Source organism: Sphingobacterium sp. R2, from assembly GCF_040760075.1.
Taxonomy (GTDB): domain Bacteria; phylum Bacteroidota; class Bacteroidia; order Sphingobacteriales; family Sphingobacteriaceae; genus Sphingobacterium.
Genome location: NZ_CP142884.1, coordinates 1215876 through 1235429 on the forward strand (window position 1 = coordinate 1215876; position 19554 = coordinate 1235429).

At 37.7% G+C, this 19554-nt stretch carries 23 protein-coding genes; 4 read left to right on the forward strand and 19 right to left on the reverse strand.

Annotated features, from left to right (window positions below):
- Nucleotides 1-10: 10 nt before the first annotated feature.
- From VXM68_RS05060 to VXM68_RS05095, 8 genes are all read right to left on the reverse strand, one after another.
- Nucleotides 11-1048 (reverse strand): DUF3078 domain-containing protein, encoded by a 1038-nt coding sequence (locus VXM68_RS05060; RefSeq protein WP_294185645.1) that lies wholly within the window; start codon nt 1046-1048, stop codon nt 11-13.
- A 23-nt stretch (nt 1049-1071) separates the two neighbouring features.
- The gene (locus VXM68_RS05065; protein WP_293955856.1) at nt 1072-1938 is read right to left on the reverse strand and encodes a hypothetical protein; all 867 of its coding nucleotides are present in this window, start codon (nt 1936-1938) and stop codon (nt 1072-1074) included.
- Nucleotides 1895-2038: a LysM peptidoglycan-binding domain-containing protein gene (locus tag VXM68_RS05070; protein WP_367210623.1), complete on the reverse strand. Its 144-nt coding sequence runs from the start codon at nt 2036-2038 to the stop codon at nt 1895-1897. Before VXM68_RS05070 ends, VXM68_RS05065 begins: the two co-directional genes overlap by 44 nt.
- A gap of 29 nt (nt 2039-2067) precedes the next feature.
- Nucleotides 2068-2727: a glycoside hydrolase family 73 protein gene (locus tag VXM68_RS05075; protein WP_367210624.1), complete on the reverse strand. Its 660-nt coding sequence runs from the start codon at nt 2725-2727 to the stop codon at nt 2068-2070.
- Nucleotides 2728-2749: 22 nt separating this feature from the next.
- Nucleotides 2750-3274 carry a glucosaminidase domain-containing protein gene (locus VXM68_RS05080; RefSeq protein WP_293955858.1) on the reverse strand — a complete coding sequence of 175 codons (525 nt, stop codon included), beginning with the start codon at nt 3272-3274 and terminating at the stop codon, nt 2750-2752.
- Nucleotides 3275-3296: 22 nt separating this feature from the next.
- The gene (locus VXM68_RS05085; protein WP_293955987.1) at nt 3297-3932 is read right to left on the reverse strand and encodes an O-methyltransferase; all 636 of its coding nucleotides are present in this window, start codon (nt 3930-3932) and stop codon (nt 3297-3299) included.
- A 238-nt stretch (nt 3933-4170) separates the two neighbouring features.
- Nucleotides 4171-4800, reverse strand: coding sequence for a GTP cyclohydrolase I FolE (gene folE, locus VXM68_RS05090; RefSeq protein WP_209576925.1), 630 nt, complete (start codon nt 4798-4800; stop codon nt 4171-4173).
- A gap of 28 nt (nt 4801-4828) precedes the next feature.
- Nucleotides 4829-5242, reverse strand: a complete 414-nt coding sequence (locus VXM68_RS05095) for a 6-carboxytetrahydropterin synthase (RefSeq protein WP_294347987.1) — start codon at nt 5240-5242, stop codon at nt 4829-4831.
- 556 nt (nt 5243-5798) lie between these two features.
- Between VXM68_RS05095 and mqnB the strand changes: the two genes are divergently transcribed.
- From mqnB to VXM68_RS05110, 3 genes are all read left to right on the forward strand, one after another.
- Nucleotides 5799-6440, forward strand: coding sequence for a futalosine hydrolase (mqnB, locus tag VXM68_RS05100; RefSeq protein ID WP_367210625.1), 642 nt, complete (start codon nt 5799-5801; stop codon nt 6438-6440).
- Between the two features lie 123 nt (nt 6441-6563).
- Nucleotides 6564-7550, forward strand: coding sequence for a pyruvate dehydrogenase complex E1 component subunit beta (locus VXM68_RS05105; RefSeq protein ID WP_294185641.1), 987 nt, complete (start codon nt 6564-6566; stop codon nt 7548-7550).
- A 106-nt stretch (nt 7551-7656) separates the two neighbouring features.
- Nucleotides 7657-8412 carry a DUF6263 family protein gene (locus VXM68_RS05110; protein WP_293955862.1) on the forward strand — a complete coding sequence of 252 codons (756 nt, stop codon included), beginning with the start codon at nt 7657-7659 and terminating at the stop codon, nt 8410-8412.
- A 64-nt stretch (nt 8413-8476) separates the two neighbouring features.
- Here VXM68_RS05110 and gcvH read toward each other — a convergent pair whose 3' ends face one another.
- On the reverse strand, nt 8477-8857 hold the full coding sequence (gene gcvH, locus VXM68_RS05115) for a glycine cleavage system protein GcvH (protein WP_293886491.1): 381 nt from the start codon (nt 8855-8857) through the stop codon (nt 8477-8479).
- A gap of 100 nt (nt 8858-8957) precedes the next feature.
- On the opposite strand from gcvH, the gene VXM68_RS05120 reads away from it, so the two are divergent.
- Nucleotides 8958-10154 carry an anhydro-N-acetylmuramic acid kinase gene (locus VXM68_RS05120; RefSeq protein WP_294347983.1) on the forward strand — a complete coding sequence of 399 codons (1197 nt, stop codon included), beginning with the start codon at nt 8958-8960 and terminating at the stop codon, nt 10152-10154.
- On the opposite strand, the gene VXM68_RS05125 is transcribed toward VXM68_RS05120, so the two are convergent.
- The 10 genes from VXM68_RS05125 to VXM68_RS05170 form a co-directional block, all read right to left on the reverse strand.
- Nucleotides 10155-10826, reverse strand: a complete 672-nt coding sequence (locus VXM68_RS05125; protein WP_294185639.1) for a DUF2461 domain-containing protein — start codon at nt 10824-10826, stop codon at nt 10155-10157. It abuts the gene before it with no gap.
- 7 nt (nt 10827-10833) lie between these two features.
- Nucleotides 10834-11634 carry a phosphatidate cytidylyltransferase gene (locus tag VXM68_RS05130; RefSeq protein ID WP_294185638.1) on the reverse strand — a complete coding sequence of 267 codons (801 nt, stop codon included), beginning with the start codon at nt 11632-11634 and terminating at the stop codon, nt 10834-10836.
- The gene (locus VXM68_RS05135; RefSeq protein WP_209576943.1) at nt 11631-11846 is read right to left on the reverse strand and encodes a DUF2007 domain-containing protein; all 216 of its coding nucleotides are present in this window, start codon (nt 11844-11846) and stop codon (nt 11631-11633) included. Before VXM68_RS05135 ends, VXM68_RS05130 begins: the two co-directional genes overlap by 4 nt.
- Nucleotides 11821-12744 (reverse strand): CPBP family intramembrane glutamic endopeptidase, encoded by a 924-nt coding sequence (locus VXM68_RS05140; protein WP_294185637.1) that lies wholly within the window; start codon nt 12742-12744, stop codon nt 11821-11823. Before VXM68_RS05140 ends, VXM68_RS05135 begins: the two co-directional genes overlap by 26 nt.
- A 161-nt stretch (nt 12745-12905) precedes the next feature.
- On the reverse strand, nt 12906-15170 hold the full coding sequence (locus VXM68_RS05145; RefSeq protein ID WP_367210626.1) for a PDZ domain-containing protein: 2265 nt from the start codon (nt 15168-15170) through the stop codon (nt 12906-12908).
- Entirely contained in the window at nt 15064-16224 is a 1161-nt protein-coding gene (locus VXM68_RS05150; RefSeq protein ID WP_367210627.1) for a hypothetical protein, read from the reverse strand. Before VXM68_RS05150 ends, VXM68_RS05145 begins: the two co-directional genes overlap by 107 nt.
- Nucleotides 16225-16367: 143 nt before the next feature.
- Entirely contained in the window at nt 16368-17120 is a 753-nt protein-coding gene (locus VXM68_RS05155; RefSeq protein WP_293955868.1) for a C4-type zinc ribbon domain-containing protein, read from the reverse strand.
- Nucleotides 17120-18220 (reverse strand): Nif3-like dinuclear metal center hexameric protein, encoded by a 1101-nt coding sequence (locus tag VXM68_RS05160; RefSeq protein WP_293955869.1) that lies wholly within the window; start codon nt 18218-18220, stop codon nt 17120-17122. The genes VXM68_RS05155 and VXM68_RS05160 overlap by 1 nt, the downstream gene beginning before the upstream one ends.
- Entirely contained in the window at nt 18210-18695 is a 486-nt protein-coding gene (locus VXM68_RS05165) for a hypothetical protein (protein ID WP_367210628.1), read from the reverse strand. Before VXM68_RS05165 ends, VXM68_RS05160 begins: the two co-directional genes overlap by 11 nt.
- A gap of 15 nt (nt 18696-18710) precedes the next feature.
- Nucleotides 18711-19472 carry an alpha/beta fold hydrolase gene (locus tag VXM68_RS05170; RefSeq protein WP_367210629.1) on the reverse strand — a complete coding sequence of 254 codons (762 nt, stop codon included), beginning with the start codon at nt 19470-19472 and terminating at the stop codon, nt 18711-18713.
- Between the last annotated feature and the right edge of the window lie 82 nt (nt 19473-19554).

Sequence of the window (19554 nt, forward strand, 5' to 3'; positions counted from 1 at the left end):
GGTCTAATCATTATTTTGGTAAACTATATACAATTCCCATGGCCAAGGACTGACTCAATTGCACTTTGGAAATCACATCCGGATCATAAATCATAATACCATTCAAGTTCACATTGATTACACGGGTAACTTTCGCTGTTACGGTTACATCCAAACGGTGCGTTGGATCGGAAAGTTTCTCATAATCGGCAAAAAGATTATAACGTGCCTTTACATTCAATTTATCTGTGAAGTTTTTGTCCAAGTTCGCGGTTAACTGGAATGCCAATGCATTTGCAAAAGTACGATCTTCCTTTACACCGAATCTTTCGCCGGTACCCACACTTGGATTGTTTGGATCCCTATAATATCCATATTTTGCGAAAAAACCCTCCCCAGAGCGAGGTCTAACACGATCATCCAAAATAAAGGTCTGACGAGCAGTACCCGTACCAAAACGTAACGAGAACTCATTGCTGGGCTTGTACTCAAGACCGAAAGACTCCGTCAAATAAGCTGGCGCCATAAAAGCATTTTCTATATAATCAATGGTATCCCTACCATTGACCGTTTTATACTTATACCCTGCGTCAAATTGAGACTCAAAGGTCACCGATGTAAACAAAGCCCAATTGGCTGACAATTTATAGGAAAGCTTATTATCCCAAAATATACGGTCATTATTTTTCTTCGCAATATTATTGGTGTTCTTTATTTTTCCATAACGTAAATCAACTTCAGTCACGAAATTGAAATTGTCTCTGGTATAATCCGATTTATGATTGGCATTCAACCCAACAGCAATAGAACCGACACCGCCCCCTTTCCAATTATCATTAAATGATGCCTGATTTAAATTGATCCCAAATTTTGTCCAATGTTTCCAATAATCTACTTCTAGGTTCAGTTTGGGAACCACAGGACGAATGGTTTTAATATTTAAAGGTTGATCTTTCTGTACAGAAATTACAGTATCTGGTTTTGCTCTAAGATCTTTCAGATCCTGTGCCTTTAAGCCAGTAATAGAAAGGCAGAGCATAGCCATGCCGACAAAATTAAATAACTTCATTCTGAAAACGTCTATTTTTTTGTTTACGGTACTAATTTAAAATTAATTGTTGGAAAAGGCTCAATAAAATATTGCGAAGGATTCAATTGATACCGTGAATAGCAATTCTTGATATAATTTGCCAGTTCATAATCACTTGCTGCAAGAATAAAGAAATAGGAGGGTCTGAATATCCTTCTAAATCGTTCCGATTCTTCACTATTCAGCCCAGTTACTTTACTGATAAGTTCCTTCGAAAATTTATAATCGATCACATTTTCCTTATAGTCATTTTCAATAGTTTTAGTCAATCGGCGTGCTCGTTTGGCCTCTTTGCTAAATAAACTGTAGATTGAATTGATGCTTAAACCAGCACCATTTGGCCCGACAGAAAATACATCACCATAACCTGCCAAACGATATGCCTTTTCATAATCTACTTTTGCTTTTTCCAAAATTTCTTCGGGACTCTTGCGTGCGTAAACCTGAACCTCTTCGATATAAAAAGATTCGCGTACTAGATGAAAAAGTAATAATCCCTTTTCATCTACAAGAAGTGTATCTGAAAAGTATCCCTTACTCATCGCTACGATATGATCTCCTAACTGTGCATTAAAGACAAATTCACCTTTGATTGTATTATAATTAACCTCCCCTGTTCGCAAATTGGCGAGCTTTACATTTCCAATACGCTGTTTGGTATTTTTATCAAAAACAATACCCTCCACTTTTTTATCTTGGCAAAAAAGTGCTGAAGTGGAAGCCCCAATGGCAATAAGTAGAAAAATATATCGTATAAATATCACTATCGTAAAACTACTATATAGCGATACAAAAGTGAAATATTTAACATCTTTTAAAGCGTAACTATTTAGATATAACCAAAAGCTGACCCAAAGATAGCGCATCATCCGTAAGGCCATTTAAAGCCTTAATCTGATCGACAGATACATTATATAGCTTACTGAGCGAATACAACGTATCCTGAGCTTTAACCTCATGAATACGCATAGCTACGGGGCTCTTGATGGCTTCTGTTTTTACAACCGAGGGGGGGCTTCTTGTACATTCTGAACGATCTCTACCTGCACCGTTTCTTCTCGAACAACTTTTTCACGCGGCGATTCACCGCGGTCGTATTGATCAAGATGATATCTTTCGATCATTTCGATCAGCAATTCAGGATAACGTGGATTGGTGGCATACCCAGCGGCTTTCAAGCCTTTAGCCCAACCTTTATAATCATTTTTATCCAATTTAAAGAGCGCGGCGTACCGAGGCCTCAACAGAAATTCAGAATGATCTCGAAACGATTGTTCGGGACTGTCATAAACACGAAAGCAATCATTAATATTATCATCAGGACGGGTTACGGATTTTCCTTTCCACACTCCGCCACATTTAATACCAAAATGATTATTCGCCTCGCGCGCCAGATAACTATTCCCATTACCTGATTCAAGCAGTGCCTGAGCCAGTTTAATGCTGGCGGGAATACCGTATCTGTTCATTTCTGCAATGGCTACCTCTTTGTAATGATTGATGTAATCGTTCCCCGCCATGGTGGGCCGCCCAACAGAAGGGGATGAAGAAGTTTTTGAACTGGAGCCAGATTTAGGGGACGATAATGTGCCCCTCCGACTTGAACATGATGTAACCAACATCATGAGTACAAACATGCCATAAAAAAACTTCTTCATGCAGTAATGTTGTGCTTAGTGCTTATTTTTTAGTTGACGAGAATTTGTTTTGCTTAGCATCATGATCAAACATATCCAAATGATATTGTCTAATTGTAGCGAGTACTTTTGCTGTCCAACCTTTACTCGTGGAGTACCCTGAACGAGCAATCGCTTTTACCCAAGCTTCGTATTTTTCACCCGGATGTTTATCAAAAAGACTTTGAGTAGTCTTTTTTCTTTTCACTATTCCTACAAAATCATCGTACGAGTCTAATACTGACCGATAACCTTTGTAAGCTGACCGAATAACGGTACTATTGTTCTTTCCTTTGACACCAAAATGGTTATTCAAATTCTTTGCTACCCTGCTACCACCATTTCCGCTTTCATGCATGGCGATGGCTAAGATAACCGATGCCGGAACACCATGTTCCTCCATCATTTCTTTTGCTATTGGACTGTACTTATCGACATATGCCGCATTACTTTGAGCGGAAACCTTTGTTAATCCAAAAGTTCCCAAAGCTAGTACCAGTACAAAGCTTTTTAATTGTTTTAAATTCATGAAGAATGTTTTAGTTCACAAATTACCTTTTGCGTAATACAAAAAGTCCGTCTCGAATTGGTAATATCACCTTTTCTACGCGCTTGTCCTGAGCTAAACGTGCATTCAAATCAATGATCTGCTTTGTTTGGTTGTCTGGTTTTGAATCTAATACCTTACCTTTCCATAAGACATTGTCAATCAAAATAAGTCCCCCAGACGGAACTTGATTTATTATCGTTTCGAAATAAAATAAATTTCTCTTCTTGTCTGCGTCGATAAATACTAGATCGAATGTTTCATTCAATGTAGGTAGTATTACCGCCGCATCGCCAATGTGATACCTGATCTTATCAGCAAATGGCGATTCATCAAAATAACCTTGCACCCTTTCCTGCTGCTCTGCATTGATATCAATGGTATGTAATAATCCATCTTCTTTCAGCCCTTCAGCGAGACATAAAGTTGCGTATCCCGTAAAAGTTCCAATCTCTAAAATACGCTTGGGAGCAACCAATTTGCTCAATAAAGAAAGAACTCTTCCCTGGTAATGTCCAGACAACATATGGGGCATTGTTTCCTTCAAATAAGTATCCCGATTTACCATTTTCAGTAACGAATTTTCTCCGTCTGTAGTATGTTCCAAATAGGACTCTAAATCGCTGTCAACAATTTCCATAACCGCAAAGGTACCAAAAAACATGTTTAGTATAAAAACTTTTTTTTACTAAAACCTGATTATCAATTAAATACAATAAAGCTTTTGTAAAGGACGTTTTTTTAAAATTGCCTCAAACGCATAAAAACCCAACATCTCCAATTTAAAATTTTATTTCAGATCAGAATTTCTCCAAAGAAAAAGCCTCCTAAAATACGATTTTTTAGAAGGCTTTTTTTAGTATTGCACTATAAAGAATTTACGCAAGATCAGCTGTGATTAAGCGTAAAAATTCGGATCGCGTTACATCATTTTGAAAAGCTCCCGTAAATGCAGAAGTTGTTGTCACAGAATTTTGTTTCTGCACACCACGCATGGCCATACACATGTGTTTACATTCCATGACAACAGCTACGCCCAGCGCCCCCAAAGTTTCTTGGATACAGTCCCTGATCTCATTAGTGAGCCTCTCTTGAACTTGAAGGCGACGTGCAAAAATATCAACAACACGTGGTATTTTACTCAATCCAACAATATGTCCGTTAGGAATATAAGCAATGTGGGCCTTACCGAAGAAAGGCAACATGTGGTGTTCACAAAGAGAATAGACTTCAATATCTTTTACGACAACCATTTGACTATAGTCTTCTTCAAACATTGCTCCACGTAACACCTCTCCAGCATCAATATCATAGCCATGGGTCAAAAATTGCAACGCTTTCGCAACACGCTCTGGCGTCTTTACTAAACCTTCGCGTTTGGGATCTTCTCCAAGACATGCCAATATATCGGTATAATGAGAAGCGATTCGTTCTACCTTTTCAGTATTGTATTTGTCGATCTTAATATATCCATCCAACTCTTCGTTGTCAAATGAGTGCTGACTCATAGTTTTTACTATTTAAATGTATTAAAGTTTAATCGCCAAAATATTCGACGTAATTATTTTCTGTTTCGTGCAAACGGACACTATGTAAAATTACTCCCTGTTCATCAAACAAGGGTTTTAGAATCTTAAATATTTCGATTGCGATATTTTCAGTTGAAGCCATCACACCCTGCATAAAATCAACATCTAAATTAAAATTACGGTGATCAACCTTATCGATTATGCTACGATTGATTATTTCCTTCATAATCTTTAGGTCAATCAAAAAACCAGTTTCTGGATTAATATTTCCTTTAACTGTGACATAAAGATCATAATTATGCCCATGCCAATTCGGATTGGCACAAAGGCCAAAGACCTGTTCATTCTGCTCCTCACTCCAGTCTTCACGATAGAGCTTGTGCGCAGCACAGAAACGTTCACGACGAGTTATAAATACCATAATATACAAAGATAAGGCTTTAGGCGCAATTTTAACATTTCAATTTGAGGAATGCCGTCAGAATATCGTAATATAATGAAGTGCCTCTGCCATTCTTTATCCAACAGCGATAGGAGTTCGGTAGTCCAAGTCTTAACCTGTTAGCAAACGAATGGATAAAAATTTGAAAACCAAACATTTGCTTACGCTTTAGGAGAATAGCAGTATTCATACCATATTGGCTCTTTTACGTAATTTTTCTTTAGATATGATTTAGCATTTAAATAGGTTTAGTTTAGATTCAACCTTTGTTATCCCTAATTAAAAGCTAAACTAAATAGCTATTGAAACAATATTAATGTATAATAATTTAATAGCGACTCTTAACTTTTGAATGTCTAAAACAATGACGCTCCATTGAGCTTATCAGTAATCATATCGTTAGCTGACACCAAATCATCCTTTGTATAAATAAAACTCAAATCTGTCAGTTGGACAAATAACAGGTACTATATTTTGTTATATAAAGACTTTTGCATGCAAGATAATTCGTAATTTTCCATCAAAAAAGTTCATCATGCAAATATTAGTTGTTGCGGCTACATCATTTGAATTGCAGCCGTTTCTGGAAGTGGCATCAACATACGATCGATGCGATACCCTCATTACTGGTGTCGGTATGGTAGCCACAGCCTTTGCGCTAGGAAGAGTACTTCATGAAAAAAAATATGATCTTCTTATTAATATAGGAATAGGGGGATGTTTGGATCGGCATGTTGAAATAGGTTCGGTCATCCAAGTAGTTTCAGAGTCATTTATTGAGCTTGGCGCAGAAGACGGGCATAACTTTATTCCAATAGACCAATTGGGCTACGGAAAGTCCAAATTTTCCTCGTGCTTATTAGCCGACAAAGAGCTTCGCCTCCCATTTCTAAAGCAGGGGGAGGGCATTACCGTAAACAAAGTACATGGTCGTACAGAAAGTATTGAAAAAATCCTAAAGCTCCATCCCAATAGTCTCGTAGAGAGTATGGAGGGAGCTGCTGTTTTCTTTGCTGCGGACAAAATGGCTGTTCCCGTTATAGAGATTCGTGGTATTTCGAATTACGTAGAAAAAAGAAACCGTGCCACGTGGAACATTCCGTTAGCTATAATGAATAGTAATAAGGCACTTATAAAAACATTGGAATATCTAAGCAACTTATATTTAAAAATTTAATACGAAAGTCATTTACATCTTAAAAAATGACATAAAACTATACAATTAGCGTGTTCAAATCTTCAAAATATCAATTTTAAATAGTAGATTTGTAATCTAAAAATTGACACTATTTTACAACTGATGAGAGAAATACAATTCAGAGAAGCACTTCGTGAAGCGATGAACGAAGAAATGCGTAAAGACGACAAAATATTTTTATTAGGAGAAGAAGTTGCTGAGTATAACGGAGCTTACAAAGTGAGTCAGGGTATGCTTGATGAATTCGGCGCAAAACGTATCATTGATACACCTATTGCTGAACTTGGTTTTGCGGGTATTGCTGTTGGAGCGGCAATGAATGGTTTAAAACCTATTGTGGAATTCATGACATTCAATTTTTCACTTGTTGCTATTGACCAAGTGATCAATGCAGCCGCAAAAATCCACTCAATGAGTGGTGGACAGTTCTCTATTCCAATGGTCTTTCGTGGTCCTACTGGAAATGCTGGCCAACTTGCAGCTCAACACTCTCAAAACTTCGAGAACTGGTTCGCAAATACGCCAGGTTTAAAAGTGGTGGTTCCTTCTAACCCATATGAGGCTAAAGGTCTATTAAAATCATCGATTATAGATCCAGATCCTGTCATCTTTATGGAATCTGAAGTGATGTACGGCGATAAAGGACAAGTTCCTGAAGAAGAATATTACTTGGAAATTGGAAAAGCAAACATTATCCAAGAAGGTACAGATGTAACTGTTGTATCTTTTGGTAAAATGCTTCCTCGCGTTGTCATTCCTGCAGTGGAAGAATTGAAAAAAGAAGGCGTAAGCGTTGAATTAATCGATTTGCGTTCCGTACGTCCAATTGATTACCCAACAATCATCGCATCTGTTAAGAAAACGAATCGCTTAGTGATTGTAGAAGAAGCATGGCCATTGGCATCTATTTCTACAGATTTAGCATTCAATGTTCAGCGCAATGCATTTGACTATCTAGATGCGCCTGTAATACGCGTAAATTGCGCCGATGTACCACTTCCTTATGCTCCAACGTTAATCGAAGCGGCTCTGCCTAGCGTCGAAAAAGTTGTAAAAGCTGTTAAAGAAGTATCTTATATCAAAAAGTAATTTTTATTATTTATAAAAATCTAAATCCCTTTTACCATGTAGAAGGGATTTTTTTATATATTTAAATTGCCCAATTATTACTGATAAAAACATAAAAATTATAGATATGAAAAAAATAAGAATAACCTCATTGATAGCGGTATTTGCTTTCTTTGTTCTCTCGGCTTCCGCACAACAGAAATATACACTACGCGTAAATCCGGATGCAGGAAAGAAAATTTCACAAAACCTGAGTATGACTATGGACATCGACGCCGCTGGTCAAAAAATGACTACAGATCTCAATATGGGGTTTGATATAACCAATACAGCAACAAAAGATAATTTATTCGCATTTGATTTAAAATACACAGGAATCAATATGAAAATGAATATGGCGGGAATGGACATGTCATATGACTCAAAAAATCCAGAAGCTAATGATTTTTCTAAGCAGATGCATGCGACTTTAGGCAAGCTGCTAGAAAACAATATAACCTTCAATGTAAACCAAATTGGTAAGTCATCGGATATCAAATTACCTGAAGGAATCAATATGCCGTTTGACAAAAGTATGTTCGAAAATATCAGCACTGTATTACCTGAGCAACCTGTTACCATCGGAGATTCATGGACATCAAAAACAGAATCTGATGATTCAGGAATAATGGTAGAAAGCAAAATGACATTAATAGAGGCAAATGAGCTTGGTTACAAAGTAAATGTGGAAGGAAAGATGTTTGGTCCTGATGCAAACCAAGTTGGTAATCTCCAAGGTTTTTATGTTTTGGATAAAAAAACCTGTCTTACCAAGGCAACTGAAATGATAAGCGATGTAGACATGCCGGAAGCCAAAATAAAGACCACATTAAAAAGTCAATAAACCATCAATTAGAACAAAAAAAAGGGACTATTAGGTCCCTTTCTTCATATAGATAGTTTTAAAACTACGCGTTAATCTCTTCTTTGTATTGTTCAGCGGTTAACAAAGCATCTACATCAGCAGCGTTGTTCAATTTAATACGAACAATCCAACCTTCTCCATAAGGATCAGAATTGACCAATTCAGGAGATGCATCAATAGCTTCATTAACAGATAAAATTGTAGCTGATACAGGCAAAAACAAATCAGAAACAGTTTTTACAGCTTCAATTGTTCCGAAAACTTCATTTGCGGCAATTTCATCACCTACAGTGTTAATGTCAACAAAAACGATGTCTCCCAATTCACGTTGAGCGAAATCAGTAATCCCTACAACTGCTTCATCACCTTCAACACGAATCCATTCGTGATCTTTGGTGTATTTCAATTCTGCTGGAAAATTCATTGTATTTAATTTTTTGATTTTTAATGCCGTGAAGTTACAAAATATCTTCAATTGTCAAAAATGATATTCATCATAACATTTTTGTACTTAATTTTAAGCTATGAATCCTCAAATCGAAAGACTTTACCAAATTTCACGAAAGAAAGCGCGACTTATTATTGGACTGATGTCTGGCACTTCCCTGGATGGTCTTGATATCGCAGTATGCCGCATAGAAAATGCAGGTAAAACAACAAAAATACAGCTAGAGAATTTTGCTACAATGGAGTATGAGGATGATTTTAGAGCAAGAGTCCGTGAAGTCTTTGCAAAACGAAATATCGACCAACAGTTATTTTCGGGACTCAATGCTTATATTGGAGTCACACATGCCAAATTAATCAATACAGCATTACGACAGTGGAATATACCAAGCAGCGAGATTGATTGTATAGCCAGCCATGGGCAAACGGTATACCATGCTCCCCAATCATTAACCAAAGACCGCAACTGGCCTAATAGTACCTTACAGATCGGCGATGGAGATCATATTGCCGTAAATACCGGCATCATAACCCTGTCTGACTTTAGACAGAAACATGTTGCTACGGGAGGGGAAGGGGCACCTTTGGCGGCGTATGGCGACTATCTACTTTTCTCGCATACAACAGAGAATCGATTCTTACTGAATATTGGCGGTATTTCTAATTTCACCTTTATCCCAAGCCATCAAACAAAATTGAAAGCCTATGCAACAGATCTCGGTCCAGGCAACACAATGATGAACCAATACATGAAGGCTAATTTTAATCAGGAGATGGATAGAGATGCCTATATGGCCAAAAAGGGACAAGTAAATGATGCGCTATTGAATCAATTATTAACAGAAGAATTTCTAACACTGCCCTTTCCAAAAACCACCGGGCCAGAACTATTTAATCTCGCTTATCTCGAAAAGGCGCAAGAGTGTTCGAAAACAACTCATATTCCACATGGAAACGTCATGGCAACCCTCAATCGCTTTGCGGCTCTTGCGATGGTCAACGGCATCCAAAAGCAGTCAGAAGGACTATCTGATGTGGCTGTATATATAAGTGGTGGTGGACTGCACAATCCATTGCTGTTTGATTACATCAAAAGGAGCTTACCTACCTGTAAAGTTGAAAGCTTTGCAACATTAGGTATCAATCCAGATGCAAAAGAGGCCGTCCTCTTTGCTTTGTTAGCAAATGAAACTTTGGTAGGCAACAAATCCAATGTAGCGCAAATTAAAGATTCGCCCGCTGTCTGCATGGGCAAAATCAGCTTACCGGAATAATTAGTCCGTATCGATGGCTTCTTGTAAAAACTCTTTGAAAGGAAGCATACTTTTATAGGAAGCCACGATATTATCTAACGCATTTTTTGCAGATAAATCCTTAATAGTTAAGGATCTTTCCAACACAAAACTTTTCAATTTGATAAAGTCAATAAAAGGATTATCCTCGCTATAGCCCGCAGGGGCACGCTTCAGTAAATCTTCTTTGAAAAGTGCAATATTACCGCCTGTCAATACTGTTTTTAAAATTTCATCCAATTTATTACCACTGTAATCAATTTCTTGTCTTATTGCCTCTAAATGTTGCTTTTCTGGACGCCAATATCCACAGGCAATAAATGAATTTTCTGCTCCAATATGAATATAGTACTCTGGTCCCTGCAACTTTCTTCCATCAACTGAAATTCCCGCTCCAAACCAACTTTTATAAGGTGTCTTATCATTTGAAAAGCGTGTATCACGGTAAATACGAAACAAACATTTACTTGCCTGTATGGAAGTATTGATTTTAGGGTCAAACTCACTTAAAGCCGCTATTAAATCCGTTAAAAAGCTTCTTACGTCAGCCAATGCAGCCTCATATTTAGCTCTGTTATCGGCAAACCATTCCCGGGAATTATTGGCTTTCAATTCCGTTAAAAAATCAAATGTAGAATTTTGAATGTGACTCATATTACAATCAATTGATTAAAAGTAAGAAAACATAGACCATAGGAGCCGCTAATAATAGCCCGTCAAATCTATCTAAAAAACCTCCATGTCCGGGCAATATATTTCCAGAATCCTTTACGTGCAAACTACGCTTTAACATCGACTCAACTAAGTCACCCAAGGTTCCAACAATACTGATAATTGCCGCAATACTTATCCATTGCCAGAGCGGTAGATCACCAAAATACTTCTCCAGATTCACTGCAGCAACAATTGCTAAAATCAATCCACCGAAAAAACCTTCCCATGTCTTCTTTGGCGAGATCCGTTCGAATAGTTTACGTTTGCCGAAGCTTCGTCCAGCGAGATATGCCCCTGTATCGTTTGTCCACAATAAGATCAAAAAACCTAAGGGCAACGCATAGTTAAAAGTTCCTTCCATAAATCCTAATTTGGAAAATAGGAAAAAAGGTAATGTAACATACGCTATTCCCAAAAAAGTATAGGCAATATCATTAAAAGGAAAAGTTCTCTTCTGAAAAAGTGAGATAATATAAGTCGCACTTATAAATGGAATAATCAGTGCTAAAAATTTTACCGCAAGCAGATTCATCGAGATTAAGGATCCCACAACAAACAGTACCAAGGCCATGACTATACCAATCATCTTATTTGGTGCGCGTTCATCCGACGAAACGATCCCATAAAATTCATAAAGGCACCATGTACTGAGCAATGTAAAAAAGATGGAGTAAACGTATGCCCCGAAAAGAGTAGCTGCTATCATGACAGCTACAAAGATCACTCCTGTTATTGCTCTTGTTTTCATAAATTAATATCCCCTTCTGCTTCCTCAATTAATCGTTCAGCCATTTCGATAGATCCTTCGTTGACATAAAGTTCAATTTTTCCAAATAGATAAGAAGAATCTTGCTTATTCAAAACAACGGCAGGAATTCCATGCTCTTCCAACATTTGTTTGACTATCTCCGCCTGAATAGCATTTGTATATGTTTTAATTTTTTTCCAATCGTTCTCCATTGTTTTCTTTTTGCGTTGTTCGATAAAATAAGAGTACAAAAATAAGAGTAAAAATGAAGGCTACAAGATATATCCACCAAGATTGTAACTCAAATGCATTGAGCTCATCATAGCTTTTTCCTAGCCTAGCATAATAGAATGACATCACTGTAGCTCCAGCATTATTCACAAAATGCCCAAAGATGGCTAGCAGAATATTTTTACTCCATAAATAAAGGTAGCCAAAAAATGCCCCTAATAGCATACGGGGGATAAAACCAAAAAATTGCAGATGTATTGCACTAAAAATAACCGCTACAATCCAGATAACAACATGGGGATTATGCAACCATCTCCCGACTATATTTTGTAAAACACCTCGAAATAACAGTTCCTCTCCGATGGCGGGAATCAATGCCAGTACAATGATGTTGAACAGAAAGCCAACAATACCTGATTCCATGATAATACCGCGAACCAAATTCCCCGAATCCTTTTCACTTTGCTCCATCCAACGTTGCAACGATTGCATATTATCAGGCAATTGTAAGGATTCATTCCAGTGACCGATCAGACTCATAAGAGGCATAAAAGCGAGCATAGCAAATAAAACATAGGCAAACTGTGCCACCTTAGGTCTATAGCTGGATTGGAAATATTTAATCCCATAGCCTTCATACATATTCATCAAATAGGCCGGAATTACAAAAGATCCGAGACTGCTCATTAGCAACAATAATCGCATCTCATTGGCAGAACCATTCATAATGACCCCAATAGAAAACACCTGTCCGGTCATCTTATAATAAAAGAACAGCAGGATAATATAGAAAACTTGTGATACAAATGTAAAACCGATGACCATTAAGATCAAACGCAACAAAGATTGAAAGGGAGAAGTAGTTTGTTCGGGAAACATAAGTATTAAATATACGCTAAAGATAACAATAAAAGCAGGTAAAGCCAATATTCAGCCTAATGCTGCTCCATTCAAAATCATCAAAAGTTGCTATTGTATATCATCCAATCGCATAAAAAAGGGCTTTGATAAATTTCAAAGCCCTTAATATTTACAGTATTTTAATTCACCCGGATAGGATCGGCTGGTTTTTGCAAATTTTTGTACGGATAAGTTTTCATTTCTTCCAACAAGATCTTTACCGTTCTTTCAAGTTGAGGATCACGACCTTCTAAAAGATCCTTTGGTAATTGTTCGATAAACACATCTGGGGCAACTCCTTCATTTTCAATGATCCAATTTCCTTTCAAATCATATACACCAAAATTTGGAGATGTTATCCGGCCTCCATCCAGCAATGGAGGATAACCGCTGATACCCACTAAGATTCCCATTGTGGTACGCCCAACCAATTTGCCTAATCCCTTAAAACGGAACATATAAGGCATCATATCACCGCCCGAACCGGCATTTTCATTGATGATCATGGCTTTCGGTCCATAAATACCGTTACCGGGTGTCGTGAATCCCTTTCCATCACGAATGCCCCAGCCGGCAATTAACTCGCGAGACAAGAGGTCGATCACATAATCAGCAACCCATCCGCCACCGTTGTTCCGTTCGTCCATCAGAAGAGCCTTTTTATCCATCTGAGCGAAGTAATAACGATTGAAATAAGTATACCCCTCAGGACCGGTGTTCGGCATGTACACGTAAGCTATTTGGCCATTACTCAATTCATTCACTCTTTTACGGTTTCGCTCTACCCATTCCATGCTACGCAAGTTCATTTCATCGCCAAAAGAAATCGGTTTAACAATGATTTCACGTGCGCCAACCAACGAAGGTTTTGAATTGATCTTGAGCATCACTTGCTTGCCCACAGTATTGTCAAATAAGCTATAGATATCTCTATCTTCAGTCAATTCTATACCATTCACAGCAACAATATAATCTCCTTCCTTGATGTTCAATCCAGGTTCAGCCAATGGTGCTTTGAAAGAAGGATTCCATTCTAGGCGCGTAAATAATTTAGCGATCTGATAGTAACCATTCTTTAGCGTATAATCTGCTCCAAGCACACCAACAGAAACTGAAGGTGTAGAAGGCTGATCTCCTGGATAAATATAATTATGTCCTACGACCATTTCTCCCATCATTTCATTCAATAAATAACCAAGATCAGAACGATGGTTGACAAAAGGTAGGAATTTTTCATATTTAGCTTTCATTGCTTTCCAGTCGGCACCATGCATATTTTCCACGTAAAAATAATCCTTTTGCATTGACCAAACTTCATTGAACACCTGCTTCCATTCCGCTGCGGGATCCACCAGTTGCTGGATTCCAGCTAATTTGATTTCTCCAGCAGTAGGTGAAGCAACTTTTTGCCCAGCATTTACGATATTAAAACCATTTCCCGTTTGGTACAACATTTTCTTACCATCAGCACTAATAACATAACTACGTGCATTTTCCACTAAGGTTTTATTTTCGAGTTCCTTAAAATCATAGGCACCAATCGTTCCACCGCGTTGATAGGTCAATTGATTAGGTACTAAACCATTTAGGTTCCAATAAGGACCTGCCGGTAAAGGCAGCGCGACAATTCGATTTTCTATACGATCGAAATCGACCTGAATAGATTTGTCGATTGGCTTGCTTGCCACTGCGACTTCCTTTTTATCTTTTTTAGGAGATTTCTTATCGTTTTCTTTTAAGCGCTCCTTTTTATTAGTTTCTCCTTCTTCCTTTTTATCTGCGTTTTCTTCACGGATTTGCTCATCATCACTATCGTTTTTAAAGAATGATGGTGTTTTGCTCGACAGGATAAAAGCATAGACTGCATAATCTACGTTACGCTGTACAGCGGACATATGTAAACCAGAATTCGTTAAACCCGTATTTGTACTTGCTGTAAAAAATAAATATTTACCGTCTTGAGAGAATGCCGTATTACGAGCAGAGCTCATGCCATCGGTGATCTGTTGGGTTTTCTTTGTATCCAAATTGTACATGAATACAGCAGGTACTCCATTTTCCAGCGTACGAATAAAGGATATCCATTTAGAATCTGGAGACCAGCTTGGCTGGAAATGATTAGATACCCGCCCTGTTTGCCCACTTAATTTATCATCAGCAACTTTGACAACTGCTTTAGAAGCGATGTCAATATAATACAGATTAAGATGCGAATCATTGTAAAATAATTTTTTTGAATCGGGCGACCAAGTCGGCTCAAAATAGAAATTAGTTTCACCCAAATTAAAATATAATGGTTTATCTTTTCCGAACTGATCTGTCAGCACCAACTGATAGGACCCATTTTTGTTCTGAAATATAAGATACCCATTTACCGTTTGGAGACCAATCTGGAAAACGCTCATGAGAACCCGGTGAATTTGATAAATTTCGAGCCTCCCCCTTTTCTTTTGGCACTGTAAATATCTCTCCTCTCGCCTCAAATAGTGCGCGCTGACCAGTTGGTGATAGCGTAGCATAACGTATATCATCCTTGATATCTTTATAAAACGGCCTTTTATACATCACATCCGTGTTTACACTGATATGTAGCGGAGTCACTTTATTATTGCTTAAACTCAACGTATTGAGTGTTCCAGCATATTCAAAAATCAATTCTGCGCCATTACCATTGAGTGAACGTACATCATAGTCTCTAAAATCTGTTAATTTATCTATCTTCTTGGTTTTGGTATCATAACTGAAGATATTAACAATTTTATCGCGGTCAGACAAGAAATAAACCTTATTACCCAACCATAGTGGCTTAACATCATTGCTTTTAACTTGCGGAATTGCTTCTATTTCTTTGGTTTTCGTATCGAATATCCAAATTGTCGGCATACCGCCACCCCGATAACGTTTAAAGGCTACCCGGTCTCTTTCTGTCGGATCGGTATTCTTGATATAGGCCCAATAGCGACCATCCGCAGAAGGGCTGCCCTGCGTGGCTTCAGGCATCATCAATGCCTTGTCCATTCCTGACATTTGTATATTGGAACTATATAATCGCGGACTTAAAGCATAGGTAAAATCTCGCGATGTTGTATAGTATACTTCATCATTGTTAAGCCACCCACGTAATACATCCGAAGAGGGATGATAAGTGATACGCTTGGGCTCACCTCCTGCTACAGGTATTACATAGACGTCAGTATTTCCGTCATAGTTGCCTGTAAATGCCACTTTCTTACCATCAGGAGAAAACATCGGATTCTGCTCTACACCAGGATTGGTTGTTAGTCGTCTCGGATTAGTGCCATTTTTGTCTGCAATCCAAATATCTCCACCATACACAAAAGCGATATTATTAGCGCTTATACTTGGGTTTCGAAGTAATAAGGTTTCTTGCGCTTTTGCTGATAGAAAAGTTGTTCCGACCAAAAATGCTGCAATTAGCTTGAAGTGAGTTCTATTCATAAACATGTTAAGGTTAAAATTTACCACATACAAAACTACGATTTTGCACAGTGGACCTAGTTAGTATATCAACAAAGTTGCATAAAAAAATGATTAAAAAAAAAAGCCCTGCTAAAAATAGCAGGGCTTTTCTTTATGAAAGATTAAAAACCGTACTCTTGTTCGATTTCCAATACAATACCTTCGTCAACTAAAACACGTCCACAATGTTCGCAAATAATAATTTTTTTGCGCTGGCGGATTTCCGACTGCATTTGAGCAGGAATTTTATTGTGGCATCCTGAACAGCTATCGCGATCAATTGAAACCACAGCAAGTCCATTCTTGAATGAATTACGAAGACGATAATATACTTTGTTCAACCGATCTTCTATATTAGCCTCAGCTTCAGTAGCTTTTGCCAATAATCCATCTTCTTCCTTTTGAGTTTCAGAAGTAATGGTTTCCAATTCTTTCTTTTTTCCCTCAAGCTCGTTTTTGCTATACTCAAGATTACCTACAGTAGTATCGTAGTTTTCTGTCTTGTTGCGAATCTCGAATTCTGCTTCTTTAATTCTCTTTTCACAAACCTGAATCTCAAGACCTTGGATTTCAATCTCTTTTGAAATAGCGTCATACTCACGATTATTCTTTACCTCATTTAACTGCGACTCATATTTCTTGATAGCAGCTTGGGCATCCTTAATCATGTTTTTACGCTTAACGATCGAATCTTCTAAATCGTCTAAGTCTATTCTGATCTTCTCAATACGAGTTTCTAAACCAGCAATCTCATCTTCAAGATCTGCAACTTCCATAGGTAACTCACCACGAACCTGGCGAATTTTATCTATTTTAGTATGAATGGCTTGCAAAAGCCATAATGCTTTCAATTTTTGTTCTACGGTTTGTTCCATCAACTGTAGTATTTTATAGGGTTTGTATCTATTTCTGTTGTTAAGGTTGCAAAGTTAGGAAATTTTTTCGTAATAATGTCGTACAATAATTCTTGCGTAAATTGTTCGCTCTCAAAATGTCCTGTATCAGCAATGACGATTTCACCTTCTGCATCAAAGAATTCATGATATTTGTAATCGGCCGTCACAAAAAAATCAGCGCCCGAACGTTTGGCAGCCCCGAGTAAAAATCCACCTGAGCCACCACAGACAGCTACTCGTCCAACCTTTTTACCCAATAGCGCTGTATGACGAATAACTTGAAGTCCAAGTTTTTCCTTAAGATAAGCTAAAAAATCGAGTTCATCCATTGGTTCTGGTAAATTTCCGATCATACCAGCCCCAATTTCACTGGCATTATTCGCAATATCAATCAGATCGTAGGCTACTTCCTCATAGGGATGGGCGTCATAAAGCGCCAAAAGCAACTTTCTCTCGATGCTTTTCAGATAAATCACTTCTATCCGGGTTTCTTCAACACGCTCTTGGATGCCAACTTCTCCAATCGCAGGGTCTGCACCAGCCAACGGTCTAAAACTACCATAACCTGCCGTATTAAAGCTACATTGATCGTAATACTTTCCGACTTTTCCGGCTCCTGCATCGAATAAGGCCTGACGAACATCTTCAACGTGGCTTCTCGGAACAAAGACAACCATTTTCCGTAAAATATTTGTTTTAGATTCCAAAATCGCCTGATTCTTCAAACCTAGTTTAGTCGCAATTTTTGTATTCACGCCGCCCGTAACATTATCCAGGTTTGTATGAATCGCATACAAGGCTATTTTATGTTCGATTGCCTTAATAACCGTACGTTCCACATAATTTTTTCCGTTGAATTTCTTCAGTCCTTTAAATACAATAGGATGGTGGGAAATAATTAAATTACAGCCTTTATCAATAGCTTCTTGTACAACAGCCTCCGTACAGTCCAATGAAATGAGCACTTTTGTAACCTCCTTATACGCGTCTCCCACAATAAGTCCAGCATTATCATAAGATTCCTGTAAATCTAAAGGAGCAAGCCGCTCCAAATAGTCAATGACATCTTTAATTCTCATGGTCTACAATTACCTCCTTTTCTCTAAATTTATTATGCTCTTCTAAAATTCTTTTGTTGGCATTAATTTCAAACCAATAATTAGCTAGTGTCACAAAATGCATGACGATTAAGACGCCCGAAATAGATAATGGCAATGGAATATTTGTTGCTAAATAAATCCAGGCATATAATGATCCCTTTCTAAAGGTAGGATTCTCCTCAACGGCAATTTTTCGGTCATAGAATTCATTGATCAACGAATCACGCAAGCGTGTAGCGACCTGAAAATTCCAATAAATATTTACCAAAGGGATTGCGACCAACCAAGATTGATTAGGGGTCATTAATCGATTTTCACTAACGACTAATTTTAACGTTTTCCGGATCGTATTTGCAAACAATAGCCACACAATAATACGTATAGCTACAATAGCCATGGCTGTATAAATTACCTCCGGCTTACTTAATTCTTTTATTAGTTCCTCTTGCGTCATTGAAATTTCTATTGCTTATTTATTTTCACGTTCTAACAAATCTACTAATTCTTTCAGCTTCTTTATTTGCGGATTGTGATCACCAACAAATTCGATCGTTTTAAAACCAAGATTTCTTGCCTCTTTGTAAAAAGGATAAAAATCATCCTTCTCCAATGCTGTGCCATCTTCATACGTTAAGATGTAGGTCGTTGGAATTTTATTTCGTTTCGGATTTATCAAATGAATCTTATCTGTAACTGTTTTTAAAGGGTGGGGTACATCTCTTGGAAACTTATTATCATCTTTTACCCAAAAGGGAAGAATGTAGCCATCCTTTTCAAATTTCAAGAGTCCATTATCCGTATCCGGTTTCCGCATCAAATCCATTACTGATTGTTGGTCTTTAGGAAGGATAGCATCCAAATAAACCATTTTTCTGATTCGATCCGGAAGGCTGTCTGCTACTGCCGTTATAACCATACCACCATAACTATGTCCAACCAATATGATATCATGAAGGTCCTCAAACAAAATTGTATTCACAACATCGTTCACATGCGTCTGCAATCTAATAGCAGTATCTGCTAAATGATAACGTTCACCTAAGCCAGTTAGCGTGGGACGATAAATTTTGTTTCCTTTTTTCTCTAATTCGATGGCCGTATTTTTAAACTGCCACGCACCGCCCCATGCGCCATGAACTATTACATAGGTAGGAGACTGTGCATAAAGACTTTTACCTAAAAAACATAATGAAAAACAAAACATTAAATACAATAATCTACAGTAATTCATAACGTTATATTTTTGAGTAATTTATATCAATTTATCTTTGTTTTACAGCGAATCATTCTATTCATCCTATCCTCAAATAAAA